This window comes from Bacteroides sp. AF32-8BH (genome assembly GCF_003435205.1).
GTDB classification, from domain to species: Bacteria; Bacteroidota; Bacteroidia; order Bacteroidales; family Bacteroidaceae; genus Bacteroides; species Bacteroides ovatus.
The window spans coordinates 155,855-173,785 of the sequence record NZ_QVLZ01000012.1; the positions used below are offsets into that span (position 1 = coordinate 155,855).

Annotated in this window: 17 protein-coding genes; 6 read left to right on the forward strand and 11 right to left on the reverse strand. The window is 40.1% G+C overall.

What is annotated here, in order from left to right; all coding sequences use genetic code 11:
* Nucleotides 1-98: 98 nt before the first annotated feature.
* The 5 genes from DWZ47_RS10900 to DWZ47_RS10920 form a co-directional block, all read right to left on the reverse strand.
* Nucleotides 99-542 carry a DUF4293 domain-containing protein gene (locus DWZ47_RS10900; protein WP_004299988.1) on the reverse strand — a complete coding sequence of 148 codons (444 nt, stop codon included), beginning with the start codon at nt 540-542 and terminating at the stop codon, nt 99-101.
* Nucleotides 543-650: 108 nt separating this feature from the next.
* Nucleotides 651-986, reverse strand: a complete 336-nt coding sequence (locus DWZ47_RS10905; protein ID WP_004299989.1) for a DNA-directed RNA polymerase subunit omega — start codon at nt 984-986, stop codon at nt 651-653.
* A gap of 14 nt (nt 987-1,000) precedes the next feature.
* Entirely contained in the window at nt 1,001-1,804 is an 804-nt protein-coding gene (locus DWZ47_RS10910) for an outer membrane protein assembly factor BamD (RefSeq protein ID WP_004299990.1), read from the reverse strand.
* 330 nt (nt 1,805-2,134) lie between these two features.
* The gene (locus tag DWZ47_RS10915; protein WP_004299992.1) at nt 2,135-2,560 is read right to left on the reverse strand and encodes an amino acid-binding protein; all 426 of its coding nucleotides are present in this window, start codon (nt 2,558-2,560) and stop codon (nt 2,135-2,137) included.
* Nucleotides 2,561-2,683: 123 nt separating this feature from the next.
* Nucleotides 2,684-3,982 (reverse strand): phenylacetate--CoA ligase family protein, encoded by a 1,299-nt coding sequence (locus DWZ47_RS10920; protein ID WP_117513138.1) that lies wholly within the window; start codon nt 3,980-3,982, stop codon nt 2,684-2,686.
* 135 nt (nt 3,983-4,117) lie between these two features.
* On the opposite strand from DWZ47_RS10920, the gene uvrB reads away from it, so the two are divergent.
* Nucleotides 4,118-6,148 carry an excinuclease ABC subunit UvrB gene (uvrB, locus tag DWZ47_RS10925; RefSeq protein ID WP_004303633.1) on the forward strand — a complete coding sequence of 677 codons (2,031 nt, stop codon included), beginning with the start codon at nt 4,118-4,120 and terminating at the stop codon, nt 6,146-6,148.
* Nucleotides 6,149-6,547: 399 nt separating this feature from the next.
* Here uvrB and DWZ47_RS10930 read toward each other — a convergent pair whose 3' ends face one another.
* Complete coding sequence (locus tag DWZ47_RS10930) at nt 6,548-7,252, reverse strand: SGNH/GDSL hydrolase family protein (RefSeq protein ID WP_004309262.1); 705 nt, start codon at nt 7,250-7,252, stop codon at nt 6,548-6,550.
* A gap of 943 nt (nt 7,253-8,195) precedes the next feature.
* Between DWZ47_RS10930 and DWZ47_RS10945 the strand changes: the two genes are divergently transcribed.
* From DWZ47_RS10945 to DWZ47_RS10960, 4 genes are all read left to right on the forward strand, one after another.
* Nucleotides 8,196-8,831 (forward strand): vancomycin high temperature exclusion protein, encoded by a 636-nt coding sequence (locus tag DWZ47_RS10945; RefSeq protein ID WP_004300005.1) that lies wholly within the window; start codon nt 8,196-8,198, stop codon nt 8,829-8,831.
* Between the two features lie 108 nt (nt 8,832-8,939).
* Nucleotides 8,940-9,746: a KilA-N domain-containing protein gene (locus tag DWZ47_RS10950; RefSeq protein ID WP_117513141.1), complete on the forward strand. Its 807-nt coding sequence runs from the start codon at nt 8,940-8,942 to the stop codon at nt 9,744-9,746.
* Nucleotides 9,747-9,749: 3 nt separating this feature from the next.
* Nucleotides 9,750-10,226 carry a hypothetical protein gene (locus tag DWZ47_RS10955; protein ID WP_004303639.1) on the forward strand — a complete coding sequence of 159 codons (477 nt, stop codon included), beginning with the start codon at nt 9,750-9,752 and terminating at the stop codon, nt 10,224-10,226.
* Nucleotides 10,227-10,497: 271 nt separating this feature from the next.
* Nucleotides 10,498-10,926: an Hsp20/alpha crystallin family protein gene (locus tag DWZ47_RS10960; RefSeq protein ID WP_004300008.1), complete on the forward strand. Its 429-nt coding sequence runs from the start codon at nt 10,498-10,500 to the stop codon at nt 10,924-10,926.
* A 97-nt stretch (nt 10,927-11,023) separates the two neighbouring features.
* Here the strand turns inward: DWZ47_RS10960 and DWZ47_RS10965 are convergent, their stop codons facing one another.
* From DWZ47_RS10965 to DWZ47_RS10985, 5 genes are all read right to left on the reverse strand, one after another.
* Nucleotides 11,024-12,139: an ABC transporter permease gene (locus DWZ47_RS10965; RefSeq protein ID WP_117513152.1), complete on the reverse strand. Its 1,116-nt coding sequence runs from the start codon at nt 12,137-12,139 to the stop codon at nt 11,024-11,026.
* A gap of 77 nt (nt 12,140-12,216) precedes the next feature.
* Complete coding sequence (locus tag DWZ47_RS10970) at nt 12,217-13,320, reverse strand: ABC transporter permease (protein WP_004300010.1); 1,104 nt, start codon at nt 13,318-13,320, stop codon at nt 12,217-12,219.
* A gap of 2 nt (nt 13,321-13,322) precedes the next feature.
* Nucleotides 13,323-14,792, reverse strand: a complete 1,470-nt coding sequence (locus tag DWZ47_RS10975) for an ATP-binding cassette domain-containing protein (protein WP_117513143.1) — start codon at nt 14,790-14,792, stop codon at nt 13,323-13,325.
* 24 nt (nt 14,793-14,816) lie between these two features.
* Nucleotides 14,817-15,722, reverse strand: a complete 906-nt coding sequence (locus tag DWZ47_RS10980; RefSeq protein WP_004325720.1) for an HlyD family secretion protein — start codon at nt 15,720-15,722, stop codon at nt 14,817-14,819.
* A gap of 16 nt (nt 15,723-15,738) precedes the next feature.
* Nucleotides 15,739-16,998, reverse strand: coding sequence for a TolC family protein (locus DWZ47_RS10985; protein WP_022199077.1), 1,260 nt, complete (start codon nt 16,996-16,998; stop codon nt 15,739-15,741).
* A gap of 161 nt (nt 16,999-17,159) precedes the next feature.
* Between DWZ47_RS10985 and DWZ47_RS10990 the strand changes: the two genes are divergently transcribed.
* The coding region (locus tag DWZ47_RS10990; protein ID WP_117513145.1) for an AraC family transcriptional regulator at nt 17,160-17,931 on the forward strand (772 nt) is incomplete at its 3' end.

Consider the following 17,931-nt stretch of genomic DNA (forward strand, 5'->3'; position numbering starts at 1 on the left):
TATTTATAAACAAAATCCCATTCATAACGAACTAAAAAATCCCCACTAACTCTAAACGAATTAGCGGGGATTTCTATTTCTGGGGACTTTAGTCCTTTTTATCGCAATCTATCCGCAGCTTTTACCATCACCTCATCCCGTCCGATAGCACGGATAGCCAGTATATTCAGGATGATGGAAACAAGCGGCAAACACAATGCCCAGCCTATACGGAACATATTTTCATCATTCTTCAATGCAAAATAAAAAGCAAGGGCAGCAATGTAATAACCTACTAATAATAAGCTATTGAAAATTGTCATGCGAATCTGCAACATACGGTTCTTATACAAAAAGATAGTAGCCACAGCCACGATAGTGCTAACCATCAGAATTCCGAATAAGCCCCATGTAGACTGAATAGCACCGTTTACTTCCAATCCTAATGCCTTAAAAGGATGTTCTCCCATCGCATCAATGAAGTAGCCCATCGGCAAACACATGGCTGTAATCAGCAATCCTACAACAATCAATAAATAAACAGTTTGAATTCGTTGAATCATAAGTATTCTAAATAGTAGTTGAGTTAAACAATAATAGCCAAGCAATAAGGAGCAGGGATCATCATCCCACTTACTACTTGACTATCAAATTCTTCGTCAGAAAATAAATTACTGAAGTTTTTCTTTCTCCTTAGCCGGATTTCTATAATATATTTTCCCTTCGATGTATTCTTGCGTAGCAATCAAGTCCGGTTTCGGCAATTTCTCATAATAACGAGAAATTTCGATTTGCTCTCTATTTTCAAACACTTCTTCCAAATTGTCATTGTAAGAAGCAAACTCTGCCAGTTTCTTAGAAAGATCGTTTTTGATTTCTACACTGATCTGATTAGCACGCTTACCAATAATGGCAACTGTTTCATAAACATTACCTGTATCAGCACAGAGTTCCATCATATCACGGGTTACTGTTGTAGCAGGAGCATTCGTTTTTTTGTAGTCCATAAATCTATTTAAATTTAGTCTTTAATTACTTTCTGTGATTCATTGAATATCTTCTCGGCTTCTTTCAAATATTTACTTTCAGGAAATTCATTCTTAAAAGCGTAATATTCATCAATCGTTTCGCGGTAACGATCCATCTTCTTGTCTTCAACGCTATAGATAGCCATTTCGTGTCTTGCACGCAGAACCAAAATGGAAAGTTCTTCACGATAATCAGTATAAGGATAATCCTTCAATGCATTTTGAGCTGTGATTACACAAGACTCATAGTTATTGCCCAAATAATTACCCAGATTATAATATAACCTTGCTGAATAAAGCTCTTTCAATACCAGTTTATCCTGTAAAGCAAAAATCATATCCTGTGCTTCCTGCTTCTTTGTGCTGTTCGGGAAATACTCCATGAACATCTGCAATTGCTGGATAGCCTGATAAGTGCTTGACTGATCCAAACGTGGTTCCGGAGTATCCAGAAATAAAGCCTTACCTGCATGGAAACGTGCCAATTCGGTAAAAGTACCACGAGGATATGTATTGAAATAGGTAATAAATGTCTGGGCTGCTGTCTGATAATCTTTCTGATTATAGTAGCTCATTCCCAACATATACAAAGATTCTTCCGCTTTATCGGTTCCTTTCAGAATGGTTATCAACTCATTCAGCAACGTAGCTGAACGATTATACTGTCCCTTCGCAAAATAGTTTTTGGCGGCTTCGTACTTGTATTCGTAATCGGTGCTTTTCAGCAATTTATTATACTCCCCACATGATGTAAGAGTAGCCGCTGCAAGCAAAGTTATAATGATATTTTTCTTCATCCTATTTAAAAATAATGCGCAAAGTTACTTATTCGCTGGGAATTTAGCAATTAATCTGTGTTTTTTAATACATAAAAGGCGTTAAACATCGACAAAAGGAGAGAAAATGACGTCGAATTACAAACGACAAACTATAAACAGCAGATTATAAACGAATCACAATAGTGACGGTATGTGTTCGGGATAGTAACGGTATCGTTGGCATATACCGTCGCTATCTTCACCGGATAGCGTCACTATATTTATAGTAAAAACGGTAAGCAATTGCGTTGTCCTTGAATTGGATAACACAACTGTTTACCGTTCATTATTTATTGCTCACTGTTATATTTACAGTTTATACAAATCACTTGCAGCCAGTAAATCGACTTTCTTTTCTTTCAATACCTCGATACATTTATCCAGGTTGCTGGGGCGAATCACTACATTTGCAATATGGTTATTGGCAAACGAATACATATATTCAATAAATACGCCCTCTTCTGATAAATATCCCAGCACTTTTGCCAAAGCACCTGGTATATTGGGACAGCTTATACCTACCACATCAGTCACATTCACTGCAAAATGATTATCTTTTAAAGCTTTGTATGCTCTATCCGGATCGGATACAATTCCACGCAAAATACCAAAATCAGCATTTTCGGCAATGCACAAGGCAGAAAGATTGATATTTTCTTTCGCCAGCACTTCAGTCACTTCCGTCAAACGGCCTGACTTATTTTCCAAAAAAATAGAAAGTTGTTTTGCTACCATATTTATTAAAGTATTAAGTAATAAGTATTAAGTAACAAGCATTAGGTATTAGGTAACAAGTATTACCGTAGTTCCAAGATCACCCGCATGGTCAATACTTAATACTTAATACCTAATACTTATTTACATTTTTCTGTTATCAATTACACGTTTCGCTTTACCTACGCTGCGTTCAATGCTGCGAGGCTCTACCAGTTTCACGTTGACTCCCAGTCCGAGTACGCTTTGCAAACGTCCTCCCAGTTTCTTCTTCAAAGCCAGCATTTTGTTGATCTCATCCGAATAGAATTCCGGACGTACTTCAACCTGGAGTTCCATTGTATCGGTATTGTTTTCACGACCTACTATCAACAAATAATGCGGTTCAAACTCTTCCATTTCAAGAATGACTGATTCAATCTGCGTCGGGAATACATTCACACCGCGGATAATCAACATATCATCACTACGTCCCAAAATACGATCCATACGTACCAATGTACGGCCACAGGAACATTTATCATGATGCAAGGCCGTCAAATCACGCGTACGGTAACGAAGCAACGGCATACCCTCTTTAGTTAAATGAGTAAATACCAGTTCGCCCGTTTGACCGGATTCCACCGGTTGCAATGTATTCGGGTCGATGATTTCCGGGAAGTAATGGTCTTCATTCAAGTGAGTCCCGTGCTGACATTCGCACTCGTACCCGACACCCGGTCCGGCAATCTCACTCAATCCATAAATATCGTATGCTTTGATTCCCAGCTTTTCTTCTATCTCATGACGCATATTTTCCGTCCAGGGTTCTGCACCGAAAGCACCGACTTTCAGTTGGAATTCTTCACGTGGCAAACCGGAATCTTTGATTGCATCTGCCAGATAAAGCGCATAGGAAGGAGTACAACAAAGCACTGTCGATCCGAAATCGTGCATCAAGGTTATCTGTTTTTCCGTGTTACCACTGGACATCGGAATAACAGAAGCACCGATATTTTCAGCTCCTGCATGTGCTCCCAATCCGCCCGTGAACAGTCCGTATCCATAAGATACCTGAAAAACATCAGAACGCCCCGCTCCATAAGCGGTAAAAGCACGTGATATACATTCCGCCCATGTAGACAAGTCCTTACGGGTATATCCGACAACCGTCGGTTTTCCGGTTGTTCCGGAAGAAGCATGAATACGTACAATTTGGCTCATCGGCACGGCACAAAGTCCGAACGGATAATTATCTCTTAAATCATGTTTCGTGGTAAACGGCAGTTTTACAATATCATCAATACTATTGATGTCATCGGGAGTAATCCCCATTTCCTGCATCTTCTTTCGATAGAAAGGCGTGTTGTAATAAACGTAATCTACAATTTTCTTGAGTCGTATGCTTTGAATCTTGCGAAGACTTTCGCGGTCCATACACTCAATGCTCTCATTCCAAATCATGTGTTTCTGGTATTACTAGTTGTATGAATCTGTTTTTTGATATTAATATGTTGCAAAGTAAAGGATTTATTTGGAAAAAAGATTTGTTATCTCGATTATTTTACCGAATATTGCTCCACTTTTTAGGATTTAACTATGAATTATGAACTAACATCAGCTTATAAACCTACCGGAGATCAGCCGGAAGCTATAGCACAACTTACTGAAGGGGTCCTTCAGGGAGTTCCCGCACAGACTTTATTGGGAGTGACCGGGTCGGGAAAAACATTTACCATTGCCAATGTGATCGCCAATATCAATAAACCCACCTTGATTTTGAGCCATAACAAAACACTGGCTGCCCAGCTCTACAGTGAGTTTAAAGGTTTTTTCCCAAACAATGCGGTAGAATATTACGTTTCTTACTATGATTATTACCAGCCGGAAGCTTATCTGCCGAACAGTGATACATATATAGAGAAAGATCTCGCCATCAATGACGAAATCGACAAGCTCCGACTCTCTGCCACTTCCGCCCTACTCTCCGGAAGAAAAGACGTGGTAGTGGTTTCTTCCGTATCTTGTATCTACGGTATGGGAAATCCTTCGGACTTCTACAAAAATGTCATCGAAATAGAACGGGGACGGATGATGGACCGCAATGTGTTTCTACGTCGTTTGGTAGACAGTTTGTATGTCCGCAATGATATCGACTTGAACCGTGGAAATTTCCGGGTCAAGGGCGACACGGTGGATATTTATCTGGCTTATACCGACAACCTGCTCCGCGTCACCTTCTGGGGGGATGAAATTGACGGCATCGAAGAGGTAGACCCTATCACAGGAGTCACTATCGCACCATTTGACGCCTATAAGATTTATCCGGCCAACCTGTTCATGACTACCAAAGAGGCTACTCTCCGTGCTATTCATGAAATAGAGGATGATTTGACCAAGCAAGTAGCTTTCTTCGAATCTATCGGCAAGGAATACGAGGCCAAACGATTGTATGAGCGAGTAACTTACGATATGGAAATGATTCGGGAATTGGGACATTGTTCCGGAATTGAGAATTATTCCCGTTATTTCGACGGCCGTGCTGCCGGTACCCGCCCCTATTGTTTGCTCGATTTCTTTCCGGATGATTTCCTGATCGTTATCGACGAAAGCCACGTAAGCGTACCCCAAATCCGTGCAATGTACGGAGGAGACCGTGCGCGAAAAATCAATCTTGTGGAATATGGTTTCCGATTGCCTGCCGCTATGGACAACCGCCCGTTGAAATTTGAAGAGTTTCAGGAGATGGCAAAACAAGTAATCTACGTCAGTGCTACACCGGCGGATTATGAATTGATTCAGTCGGAAGGAATCGTCGTGGAACAGGTGATTCGTCCTACCGGTCTGCTTGATCCTATCATCGAAGTACGTCCGAGTCTCAATCAGATTGACGATTTAATGGAAGAAATCCAGCTCCGTATTGAAAAGGAAGAACGCGTACTCGTCACTACACTAACCAAACGAATGGCAGAAGAACTGGCAGAATATCTTCTTAATAATAATGTGAGATGTACCTATATCCATAGTGATGTCGACACACTGGAACGTGTGAAGATTATGGATGATCTCCGGCAAGGAGTTTATGACGTACTTATCGGGGTCAACCTGCTTCGTGAGGGTCTCGACCTTCCGGAAGTGTCTCTCGTCGCTATTCTCGATGCAGACAAAGAAGGATTCCTCCGCTCCCACCGTTCATTGACACAAACTGCGGGACGTGCCGCGCGTAATGTGAACGGTAAGGTAATCATGTATGCTGATAAGATGACGGATAGCATGAAACTGACGATTGATGAAACGAACCGTCGTCGCGAAAAGCAGTTGGCATATAATGAGGCAAACGGAATTACCCCGCAACAGATTAAAAAGGCCAGAAACTTGTCTGTATTCGGTAATGCAAAAGAGGCAGATGAGCTGTTGAAAGAAAGACATGCTTATGTAGAACCTTCTACTCCGAATATCGCAGCAGATCCGATAGTGCAGTATATGAGTAAAGCGCAGATGGAAAAGAGTATCGAGCGTACCCGCAAACTGATGCAGGAAGCAGCCAAGAAACTTGAATTTATCGAAGCCGCACAATATCGTGACGAATTATTGAAACTGGAGGACTTGATGAAAGAGAAATGGGGATAAAATTTCCCCATTGTTCACCTATTATAGCCTGATTGTTAAGGGCTGAAACTCTTAACAAACCTGTAACTTCGCATTTAGTCTATTAATTAGTGTTATAAAAACACCAATTAAGGGCTGATAATTTGCAAAGTTACCGGAATCCCGTATCTTTGCACTGTGTTTTTCATAGTATTAGATTTAAGGTTAACAAAGGTTGGAGCAAGGCGTTGCTCCTTTTTTTATGTCTATACGTCACCTTCAATGAAAAATATAAAATTGAAAAGACATAATGTACCACTCTCTAAAGCATTAATTAAGGAGGATTGCAGATATAGACTGATCATTCATTACGGCTGAATCTATTCATGCAATCCTCCCATTTCTTATAGTTGGATTATTCCTACTTCAAGCGATGATAAATCAAAGAGCCTTCTCTATGGCATTTTTAATCAACGGTTCCATAATATCATACCCTTCGCTCGTTGGGTGAACTCCATCTTTAGTATATTGAGGATTCAAGGCCTGATTTTCGTCAACCACCATTGCCTTGTAATAATTAACAAACGGAATTTTATTTGCTTTTGCATAAGCCTCTATCCGGTCATTTAAAGATTTAATTTTCTGCGGAACATCTTTTATTTCCATTCTCCACTTAAATGCAGCAGCAGGCAATACGGAAGTCAAAATTACTTTTATTTTATTTGCTTTTGCCAGTTCCGCCATAGAAACAATGTTTCCGAATGTATAATCTTCATTATACGCCTGTGTATTTTCAGCGACATCATTTGTTCCGGCATTAATCACCACTAAAGCAGGAGAAAGATTAATCACATCTTCCCGGAACCGTAACAAGAATTGATAGGAAGTCTGCCCACTGATTCCACGGCCAATGTAACCATTTGATTTGAAAAAATCCGGATGAGTCCTTACCCATCCTTCCGTAATGGAATTTCCCATAAAAATAACCCGTTTGTCTTTCTTTGTCGCTTGTGGAAGTGCAGCATTTTCTTTTGAATAACGACGTAGATTAGCAAAATCATTTTTCTGCGCATAACTTTCTCCTATCGAGAAACTCAAGCAAACAACAGCCAATAATATCCATTGGCCCCATCTTCTTTTATCCATGTTTATATTAAGTATTAGTAATATTATATTTCATGCAAAGATAAAAAGAAAAGCGATGCACCATACTTTGTACGGCCATTTTTTGTGCATTTCCATGCCATAATGTGCTGATAAATGTCAGACGCGAGAGATTTTTTCTGCATATTTGTTATTGTTTTCAGGTTTCCAGCAAAAATACGCCATACGCTGGGAGCTTCTAAATTCATCGGTTCTTTTCAATTGGTTTCGGTTCTAAATAGTCATATACGTTCGCATATTAATAACCTTTCTTTGGGGAAGCAAAAGTTAGAGGCTCCATTTGCTTGAAACAAAGCCTCTGAATGTATCAAACGGAGGCTCTGCCGCATGAGTTTAGAGCCTCCATTTGGGGGATAAAAAAGCGCCTTTTTGCCGAACGCATAGTGGAACGCTCTCCAAAGGCAGATAACTCGCTATATGGCAGCCGGTTACACCTACCTAAAAAAGTCCCCCTTGAACACTTACCGGTATTATTATAAATATATAAATAATAAACTATATATTAAAATATATAGTTCGATTTTTCTATTTTTTGAATCTTTATAACGCAAATCGCATGTGCTAAAATTTATTTGTAGCTTTGCTTTTTTCGAATAAATTCAGCTGTTAAATCAGTTCATAGTAATTATTAAAAAAGTTGATGAAGAAAGAAGAATGGAGCATCCACATTTGTCTATCGCCCAAAACATCGAATAACCGTTAAGGCGAAGGTACTTTTTCTTAATCAATGTTATATAACATACGTTTTTTCTTGGATTATTTGCTAATTTCACGATAGTCCGTATCTTTGCACTGTGTTTTTCATAGTATTAGATTTAAGGTTAACAAAGGTTGGAGCAAGGCGTTGCTCCTTTTTTTATGTCTATATGCTTGATTTCCTAAAAAAGAATGGTATTTTTGTGAAGTCACAATTATTATCCGAAACATGAAACGCAAACTGCTTTATACCACTCTAATAATTGCTATCCTGTGTGTAATCAGCATAGTTGTATGTAACAGGACGATCAAGAAACACACAGTCTCCAAACTATATACGGAAGTAAATACCATCCCTTCCAACAATGTAGGATTACTTCTCGGAACTTCTCCCAAGTTGAAAAGTGGAAATAACAATTTATACTTCGATTATCGGATTCTTGCAACAGTAGAGTTATATAAAGCCGGAAAAATTAAATATATCCTCATCAGCGGCGATAACCGTAAAGAGGATTACAATGAACCGGAAGAAATGAAGAAAGCACTCATGCAAAAAGGTATTCCTGAAAAATCCATTTATTTAGATTATGCCGGATTCCGGACTCTCGACTCTGTTGTACGTGCCAAAGAAGTGTTTGGACAGAATCGTCTGACCATCATCTCCCAACGTTTCCATAACGAACGAGCGATCTATCTTGCAGAGAAAAATGGAATAGACGCCATCGGGTACAACGCCCCAAATGTAAATGCTTATGCCGGACTGAAAACTAACATCCGGGAATTACTTGCAAGAGTCAAAATGTTTATAGATTTAGGTATAGATAAACAACCTCATTTCTTGGGAGAGAAAATAATAATTGAATAAGCGAGATACCTCCGATGCATGGAAGTGAGTTTAACATATTCTGAATAAAAAGTGATATACGTTTCTTTATTCCCAAATATAGCTCTACCTTTACTGAAAAATCAGAATATGGCAAAGATTACAGTTCAGAAAACAGATGTTACTATCCTAAAAATCAACGATACAGATTACATTTCCTTAACCGACATAGCTAAATACAAGACGACAGATGCCAATGCTGTTATTGCCAACTGGCTACGTAATAGAATGACCATTGAATATTTAGGATTATGGGAGATATTGTACAACCCCCATTTTAAACCCCTCGAATTCGAGGGGTTTAAAAAAGAAGCAGGACTAAATGCGTTTACTCTTTCCCCTCAAAAATGGATAGAAACCACCTGTGCTATTGGAATTATATCCAAATCAGGACGATATGGGGGCACTTTTGCTCACAAAGACATTGCATTCAAATTTGCAAGTTGGATTTCCGTTGAATTTGAATTATACATAGTAAAAGAATTCCAACGTCTCAAAGAGCAAGAGCAAGCTCAACTTGGTTGGTCGGCAAAGCGAGAATTATCTAAAATTAATTACCATATTCATACTGATGCAATCAAACAACATCTTATCCCTCAAGAAATCACTTCACAGCAAACATCTATGATTTATGCCAGCGAAGCTGATGTCCTTAATGTAGCCATGTTTGGAATGACAGCCTTAGAATGGCGGGATACACACCCTGATTTAAAAGGAAATATCCGCGATTATGCCTCAATCAACGAACTTATCTGCTTATCAAATATGGAAAACTTAAATGCAGTTTTCATAAACGAAGGTTTGGCACAAAAGGATAGACTCATCAAATTAAATCAAATAGCAATTCAACAAATGAACATATTAGAAGATATTAAAAATAAAAAGTTATTGAAATAATTTATGGAACAACAAATTCAACTCAACGATCACAACAAGCAGGAATACCCTCCTATGCATACAGCAGAGCATTTACTCAATGCCACCATGGTGAAAACCTTTGGCTGCCCACGTTCTCGCAATGCCCACATCGAAAGAAAAAAAAGCAAATGTGACTATATACTTTCGTCATGTCCGACAGCGGAACAAATCCAGTCTATTGAAGATAGAGTGAACGAGGTAATCAGTCAGAACCTACCTGTGACTGTTGAGTTTATGACTCATGAACAGGCCAAAGATATTGTAGATTTAAGTAAGCTACCTGCCGATGCAAGCGAAACTCTTCGCATTGTCCGCATTGGAGATTATGATGCCTGCGCCTGCATCGGATTGCATGTATCCCATACTTCTGAAGTGGGTACCTTCAAAATCATTAGTTATGATTATGACGAAGAAAGGCAAACACTAAGAATAAGGTTCAAACTGATCGAGAAGAAGTAAACAGGTTATCAAATTAATATCTATCTTATATAAAATAAATAAAAACAGGATACATTTTGTCATTTATATTGCAAAAATGACATTATAAAAATGACAAATAGACAATTTTAGTCTCTAAAATCTCTTGGCATAAGGTTTGCATTTATAGAAGCGAACAACGGTTCGAGAGCGGACGATGGAAGGCGGGATAACCGATACCATCGGAAGTGAAAATGCCGAAGTTCTAAATTTATTAATTGAATGTTTAACTTAAAGATAGGAGACTAAAATTATGATGCCTGTTAGAAGAACTCAAAGTTGGTTACCAAGTATCTTTAATGATTTCTTTGATAACGATTGGATGGTAAAAGCAAATGCTACTGCACCTGCAATTAATGTTTTGGAAACAGAAAAAGAGTACAAAGTGGAATTGGCTGCTCCTGGTATGACGAAGGATGATTTCAATGTTCGCATTGATGAAGACAACAACCTCGTTATCAGCATGGAGAAGAAGACTGAAAACAAGGAGGAAAAGAAAGACGGTCGCTATCTGCGTCGCGAATTCTCATACTCTAAGTTCCAGCAAACAATGATTCTACCGGACAATGTGGACAAAGAAAAAATTGCTGCATCCGTAGAACATGGTGTTTTAAACATCGAACTTCCGAAACTCTCTGAAGAAGAAGTGAAGAAGCCCAATCGGCAAATCGAAATAAAGTAATACGGTAACCACTTGCTGTTCACCGGAAACGGTGATAAGAAGTAATAAAACAGCTCTTTCCCTGAAAAGGAAACGAGCTGTTTTTATATTATTATCCTTAGTTATTCTTCCGATAACTAATCACTGCCCAACTATTAAACACTACTGCAAAAAACAACAATACTCCAAACTGTGGCAGTAAATCAAAGAAACCACTACCCTTTAAATATACCATTCGCATCACCTCCATAAAATATCTCAAAGGGTTGAGCCTCGTTATCATTTGTGCCCATTCCGGCATACTGCTAATGGGAGTAAACAAACCACTCATCAAAATTACAACCAACAAACAGAACCACATAACAAACATAGACTGTTGCATCGTTGCCGAGTAGTTGGAAATAACAAGTCCGAAACCGGACATTACCAGAACGAAAAGAACTGCGAAAAAGTAAATTAATAGAAAATGACCGACTGGCACTATGCCATAAATTAACCAGGCTAATATGAAACATACAGTCAGCACCACAAAACCAATCAACCAGTAAGGCAAGAGCTTTGCCAAAATAAAGATAAACTTCGGAACCGGCGTCACATTGATTTGCTCAATCGTTCCTACTTCCTTCTCGCTAACTATATTCAATGCAGGCAAGAAACCACAAATCAAAGTTAATAACATGACCATCAATGCCGGAATCATATAGAGTTTATAGTTCAGATTCGGATTAAACAACCCCTGTGTATCAATGCCTATCGAAGGGAAAGCACCGGAGACTGTAGCAGTTGCAGGATATTCCGAACGCAGCTCGGCTGCATAATCATTAATAATAGAAGATAGATAAGAACTCCCCAGCCCTCCTTTTGTCCCATTCACAGCATTGGCTGCTATCAGTATGTGGGTATCTTCTCCATTCATCCAATCCCGTTCCAGATGCCGCGGAATTTCCATCACAATATCCGCCGTTCCAATTTCAATATTCCGTAGGCCTTCTTCATACGAAGCCGGCACTTCCACCAGACGGAAATAGGTAGAGGCGGCAATCTTATTGACTAAACGTTGTGAAATAGCCGAATGGTCATTATCCACAATATTCAGCTGTATATTCTTGATTTCCAGGTTTACCGCCCAAGGCATCAACAGCATAATCATGCATGGAAATACAAGAATCAATTTCGGAAGAAACGAATTGCGAAGCAATTGTTTAAACTCTTTTTCTATCAGGAACTTTATCATAAATAATTCTTCCATTTATCAATCTGCCCATTAGCACACTGTATAGTATTCATACAACCAATTGGCATATCGACATATTATTCCAATCTATACTTAAATTTCTTGATACTGATCGTAATAAGTACCGTCGCCATCAATAACAAGATACCAATCTCTTTATACACCAATGCAACTGGTACTCCTTCAATCATCAGTTTACGCACAGCCTGTATATACCAACGTGCCGGAAGTATATCCGAGATCCATTGAAGTATCACCGGCATACTCTCTATAGGGAAAATCATGCCCGATAAAAGCATCGTGGGCATCATCAGCATCAATCCGGAAACCAGCATGGCCGCAACCTGTGTACGTGTGACTGATGAAATCAATAAGCCCAATGCCAATGATACGAAGATAAACAGCAAAGATACCGTGATTAACCAGAACAAACTTCCTACCACCGGAACATCCAACACAAAGACCGAAAGCAAAAGGATCGTTATCAGATTGACGAACGACAGCACAAAATAAGGTACAGCCTTTGCCAAAATAATAAATAGCGGCTTCACAGGTGAAACCAATAATACTTCCATCGTGCCTGTTTCTTTCTCACGAACAATGGAAATCGAGGTCATCATGGCGCAAATCAGCATCAGGATCAAGCCCATCACTCCCGGAACAAAGTTATAAGCACTCTTCATCTGCGGGTTGTAGAGCAATTTGATATCAGGAGTCAGGCGGGCAGCCGACATATTCGGGGGAATCATCTCCTGGCCTACCATAGAAACGATTCCTGTCGCATAATTAACTTGCGAAGTCGACATATTGGGATCTGTTGCATCTACTATCAGCTGTACACGAGCATCACCCGTATAGAGATCATCCGCAAACCGTTCGCTAAAGACAATCGCCATATCAACTTCATTCTTTAGGAAAGCAGCTTCCATTTCCTGGGGCGAATGAAAACGTGCAGTAACGGTGAAATACTCACTGGCATCCAAACGATCAATTATTTTTCGCGTTACCACATCATTAGAAGGATCGAGCACCGCCAACCGAACATTCTTCACTTCCGTGCTGATAGCAAAACCGAATAGAATAATTTGCACGACAGGCATCCCCAACAAAATCAGCATGGTTCGCCGGTCACGGAAAATATGATAAAACTCTTTCTTTATAAAAGCTATAAACTGTCTCATAATCAATCTGCTTTGCGCACCGCACCGCGGGCTAATTTCTGAAAAACGTCATCCATCGTTTCCGCACCGAATTGTTGTTTCAGACGGGCAGGTGTATCAAGTGCTTTTATCCGACCGTCCACCATGATAGATATCCGGTTACAATATTCCGCTTCATCCATATAATGGGTAGTGACAAACACGGTAATACCCTGATCGGCTGCCTGATAGATCAATTCCCAGAACTGTCTTCTCGTAGCAGGATCTACTCCACCGGTCGGCTCATCCAGAAAAACGATTCTCGGTTCATGGAATATTGATACTGAAAAAGCCAATTTCTGTTTCCATCCCACCGGAAGGCTCTTCACCAGAGTATCCCGTTCGGCAGTAAGCTCCAAACGATCCAACAATTCTTCTGTCTTCTGTTCTATCTCTTGTTCCTTCATACCATAAATTCCGGCAAACAGACGGATATTCTCCCACACTTTCAGGTCTTCATATAGCGAAAACTTTTGGCTCATATATCCGATATGTTTCTTAACTTGTTCGGCCTCCCGGTAAATATCATATCCTGCCACCTTTCCGATGCCTGATGTCGGTTTACTTAATCCGCAAAGCATACGCATAGCTGTCGTCTTTCCTGCTCCATTAGCACCCAGAAAGCCAAATATCTCGCCTCGGTTCACCTGAAAGGAGATATGATCTACTGCAGTAAAATCTCCAAAACACTTTGTCAACTGTTCCACTTCAATGACCGGAGCTACTTCATGCTTCACTTCCTCCCGCTCCAAAGAAGGAGGGCAAAGGATAGACGCAAATTGATGAAGAATACGTTCCGGGGTATCAATGCCATGAATCTGTCCATGATTGATGAAAGCAATCCGGTCACATTGCCGGGCCTCATCCATGATAGGAGTAGAAACGACAATGGTAATACCCTGTTCCCGTAAGTTTCGGAGCATTTGCCAGAATTCCTTACGCGACACGGGATCTACTCCGGTAGTAGGTTCATCCAGGAATAAAATATCCGGTTTATGAATCAAAGCACAGCTCAATGCCAGTTTCTGCTTCATACCACCTGACAAAGCCCCTGCCCTTCTTTTCCTGAACGGTTCTATCTGTTGATAGATATCTTTAATTAAATCATAATTCTCCTGAACTGTCGTATGGAACACGGTAGCAAAAAACTCCAGATTCTCTTCTACCGAAAGATCCTGGTAAAGTGAAAAACGACCGGGCATATATCCCACCTTCGTACGAATCTGTTTATAATCCGTTACCACATCCAGCCCGGCAACCATGGCCGTTCCTTTATCCGCCAGCAACAAAGTAGTCAGAATACGGAATAAGGAACTCTTACCGGCACCATCAGGCCCTATCAGACCAAAGATTTCTCCTCGTTCCACAACGAAAGAAACGTCTTTCAGCGCCTCCACTGTTCCATAGTTCTTGCCGACTTCTTTCACAACCACTATGGGTTCTCCCTTTGCCATCTCCTCTCCTTTAATTTTTAATCATTAATTTTTCAATGTCACTCCTCCGTACATACCAATCTTCAATGCTCCGTCATTCTTCACGGCAATTTTCACTGCATATACCAGATTAGCACGTTCGTTTTTCGTCAAAATCGTTTTGGGAGTGAACTCCGAACGGTCAGAAATCCAGGTCACTACCCCCGGATAAGCTTTCTGCTCCGAGTTTCCATAATCAGCATACACAGTTACCTCATCTCCCAGTTTCACTTGCGACAACTGTTCGGAAGTGATGTAAGCCCTCAAATACATTCGATCCACTTCAGCCACTTTAAACAGCGGTTTACCTATTGCCGCCAATTCACCGGCTTCTGCATATTTTGCCAATACGGTACCTTCAATAGGCGACTGGACATGACATTTAGCTAATTGATCCTCCATCTGTGCAACTTGTATGGCAACCGAATTTCCTTGTTCTATCAGGCTGTTCGTACTATTCTGCAATGACGATTCCTGTGCGACAAGCTGCCTTTCAAGCAATTTGACTTGTGCGTCCCAGTCGTCCAACTGTTTCTGATTCGCCGCTCCAGCGGCAAGCAGGTTTTCCACGCGTTTCTTTTCACGTTCTGCTGTTGCTATTTGCTGTTTGGTAGCAGCTATCTGTTTAGCAAGATCCGGACGTTGGCTTTCCACTGATTTCATACTGGCCTCCAGTTGTAATTTCTTCAAATACAATTGCACCGTATCCACCAGCCCAATCTCCTCACCTGCTTTCAGTCTTGTTCCCTCTTCTACCTCCAGTCGCAACAGCTTTCCGGCAGCTTCGGCAGAGACTATCACTTCCGTGGCTTCAAACGTGCCGGTTGCATCATAGCCGGGTATTCCCTTACCACAAGCAGCCAACATAATCAATGCCACTCCATACATTCCTATCTTTGTCATTCGTTCCATATCTAAAGAAGTTATATTAATCATTCGTAGTATATTTCAATTGATAAATTCCCATTAACCGTTGAATTTCATGCAACGCTTTCGACTGACGTGCCAAACTCTCATTGGTCAATTCCCGAAGCATCTCGGTCACCGTCAATGTTCCATTCGCCACTTTGGCCTCTGCCGATTTGCGAATATTGGTACGCAAACGGATAATCTCATCATCATCCTGCATTTGCTTTTCCAATGATTGGATGGCCTGATCTTGTTGTGTCATCTCCAATCTTGTATTAAACAGAAACACATCCCGGTTATTATCCAATTGCCGGCGTTTATTTTCAATTACCTTCCGGTCATTCTTCAAGGTATACAAACTACCAAAATTCCATGAAAGGCGAACACCCGCAATATAGTAGGGAGAAAATTCATTTTTCAGCATATTCAATCCGGGGTTTCCATAAGCTCCCTGCACGAATAATCCGAACTGTGGAAGATGACGCACATTCAAAGCTTTCTCCTGTACTTGCAATCCTACTCCTTGCGCATTGAACAAAGATAATTCCGGACGACGAATCTCACCGACAGCCGAAATGTCATCTTGAGGAACAGGTTTCTCCAAAACCGTTTCCTGCGACAATTTCTCTCCTACCAAAAGTGAAAGCATCTTCAAATACGCCATACGCGATGAAGCCAGTTCAACTCTTTTCTGCTTTGTGTTCAACTGCTCCACTTTCACAGCATCCAAATCGGCCTGATTGGCAATGCCATTTTCTACGTAAGCAGTAATCTGGCGATAATTTCTCTCCAGTTCATCTTGCAACAATGCATTCTGTTTCAGTTGCTCGTCCAACAAAAGAATCCCAAAATAAAGGTCATTTACACGACTATTTAGCGCATACATATCCACATTCAGTTTTTCTTTCTCTATCTCCGCTTCCGCAGTCGTTTGTTTCTTCTGCATCCGGATTCCTCCACCATCCCAGATTTTCTGTTGTAACTCCAACATCACCTGATACTGATCTTTCGGCACTCCTTTCAAATCCACTCCGGGAAGCTTCACCGGAATTTCCGTTACCTCACTCTGATAAGAAGCTTTAGCCGAAAGGGCAAACTGTGGCAAATATCCTTTTGCCGCATTCTCAAGATTATATTCCTTTGTTTTCTCCACCAAGCCATACTGATGTACCAACGGATAATTTTCTTGCGTCTTCCGTTGACATTCTTCCAACGTTATCTGCGCATTTATTCCCGATACAAACAATAAAAAGGAGAAACTGAAAACCATTCTTTTCATACACATCATTTCTTTAATTTCTTCAAAAGACAAAGATAGAGGTTTCAAAGATACGTTCACATTCCGATAGTTAGTAAAAATGTTCCAATAGTTCGATAAAGAGAAAGAATAAAAGGCTATTTGCTGATTTTTATTATCTTTGGCGGAAAAAACAGATAAAGATGGAAAAGAAAATACCATTAAATATAGGTCTCGAAATCTTAGAAAATCCGGATATCGTCCGATTTAACGAATTTCGTTTCATATCTCCGCATTTCGGATTCGTAAACAGCTTCGCCAAAATAGAATCCAATCTTATCACAATAGATCAACCTTATCGTATCAAAGAGGGACGTATCGCAGTTATCAAACAGGGATATGCACGCGTATTAATCAACCTGATAGAAGAAACTTTTCAGCCGGACAAGCTACTATTAATTGTTCCGAATTCCATTCTTCAGATTATAGAAGTCTCTCCGGATTTTGATATGCAGATGGTAGCCATGGACGCGGAATTTCTTTCTATAGCCGGAAAAGACAATTTCTTCACTCATCTCTCACAGTTACAGAAAAACCTCATATTATCTCTGACCTCACATGAATACGACTTGTTTAAGAGTTATTTTGCTTTAATATGGAATATATTACAAGAACCGACGTTCCGACGGGAAGCTATTCAATATCTACTAATCAGTCTTTTGTGCAATATAGAATATCTTGTCAAAAACAACAATCAAAAAGAACAGAGCTGTCAGACACATCAGGAAGAGATTTTCCAGCGTTTCATTTCTTTAGTCAATGCTTATAGCAAGAAAGAACGTAATGTTAGTTTTTATGCGGATAAGCTATGTCTCACTCCTCGTTATCTTAATACGATCATCCGCCAAACCAGTCAACAAACAGTAAGAGGTTGTGTCAAAACGTTGGCACAACCTCTTTTATATTTTACAGTTC

Coding starts and splice junctions, on each gene's coding strand:
- DWZ47_RS10900 (WP_004299988.1), bottom strand. CDS start 542: ATGATTCAACGAATTCAAACTGTTTATTTATTGATTGTTGTAGGATTG.
- DWZ47_RS10905 (WP_004299989.1), bottom strand. CDS start 986: ATGGACTACAAAAAAACGAATGCTCCTGCTACAACAGTAACCCGTGAT.
- DWZ47_RS10910 (WP_004299990.1), bottom strand. CDS start 1,804: ATGAAGAAAAATATCATTATAACTTTGCTTGCAGCGGCTACTCTTACA.
- DWZ47_RS10915 (WP_004299992.1), bottom strand. CDS start 2,560: ATGGTAGCAAAACAACTTTCTATTTTTTTGGAAAATAAGTCAGGCCGT.
- DWZ47_RS10920 (WP_117513138.1), bottom strand. CDS start 3,982: ATGATTTGGAATGAGAGCATTGAGTGTATGGACCGCGAAAGTCTTCGC.
- uvrB (WP_004303633.1), top strand. CDS start 4,118: ATGAATTATGAACTAACATCAGCTTATAAACCTACCGGAGATCAGCCG.
- DWZ47_RS10930 (WP_004309262.1), bottom strand. CDS start 7,252: ATGGATAAAAGAAGATGGGGCCAATGGATATTATTGGCTGTTGTTTGC.
- DWZ47_RS10945 (WP_004300005.1), top strand. CDS start 8,196: ATGAAACGCAAACTGCTTTATACCACTCTAATAATTGCTATCCTGTGT.
- DWZ47_RS10950 (WP_117513141.1), top strand. CDS start 8,940: ATGGCAAAGATTACAGTTCAGAAAACAGATGTTACTATCCTAAAAATC.
- DWZ47_RS10955 (WP_004303639.1), top strand. CDS start 9,750: ATGGAACAACAAATTCAACTCAACGATCACAACAAGCAGGAATACCCT.
- DWZ47_RS10960 (WP_004300008.1), top strand. CDS start 10,498: ATGATGCCTGTTAGAAGAACTCAAAGTTGGTTACCAAGTATCTTTAAT.
- DWZ47_RS10965 (WP_117513152.1), bottom strand. CDS start 12,139: ATGATAAAGTTCCTGATAGAAAAAGAGTTTAAACAATTGCTTCGCAAT.
- DWZ47_RS10970 (WP_004300010.1), bottom strand. CDS start 13,320: ATGAGACAGTTTATAGCTTTTATAAAGAAAGAGTTTTATCATATTTTC.
- DWZ47_RS10975 (WP_117513143.1), bottom strand. CDS start 14,792: ATGGCAAAGGGAGAACCCATAGTGGTTGTGAAAGAAGTCGGCAAGAAC.
- DWZ47_RS10980 (WP_004325720.1), bottom strand. CDS start 15,722: ATGGAACGAATGACAAAGATAGGAATGTATGGAGTGGCATTGATTATG.
- DWZ47_RS10985 (WP_022199077.1), bottom strand. CDS start 16,998: ATGAAAAGAATGGTTTTCAGTTTCTCCTTTTTATTGTTTGTATCGGGA.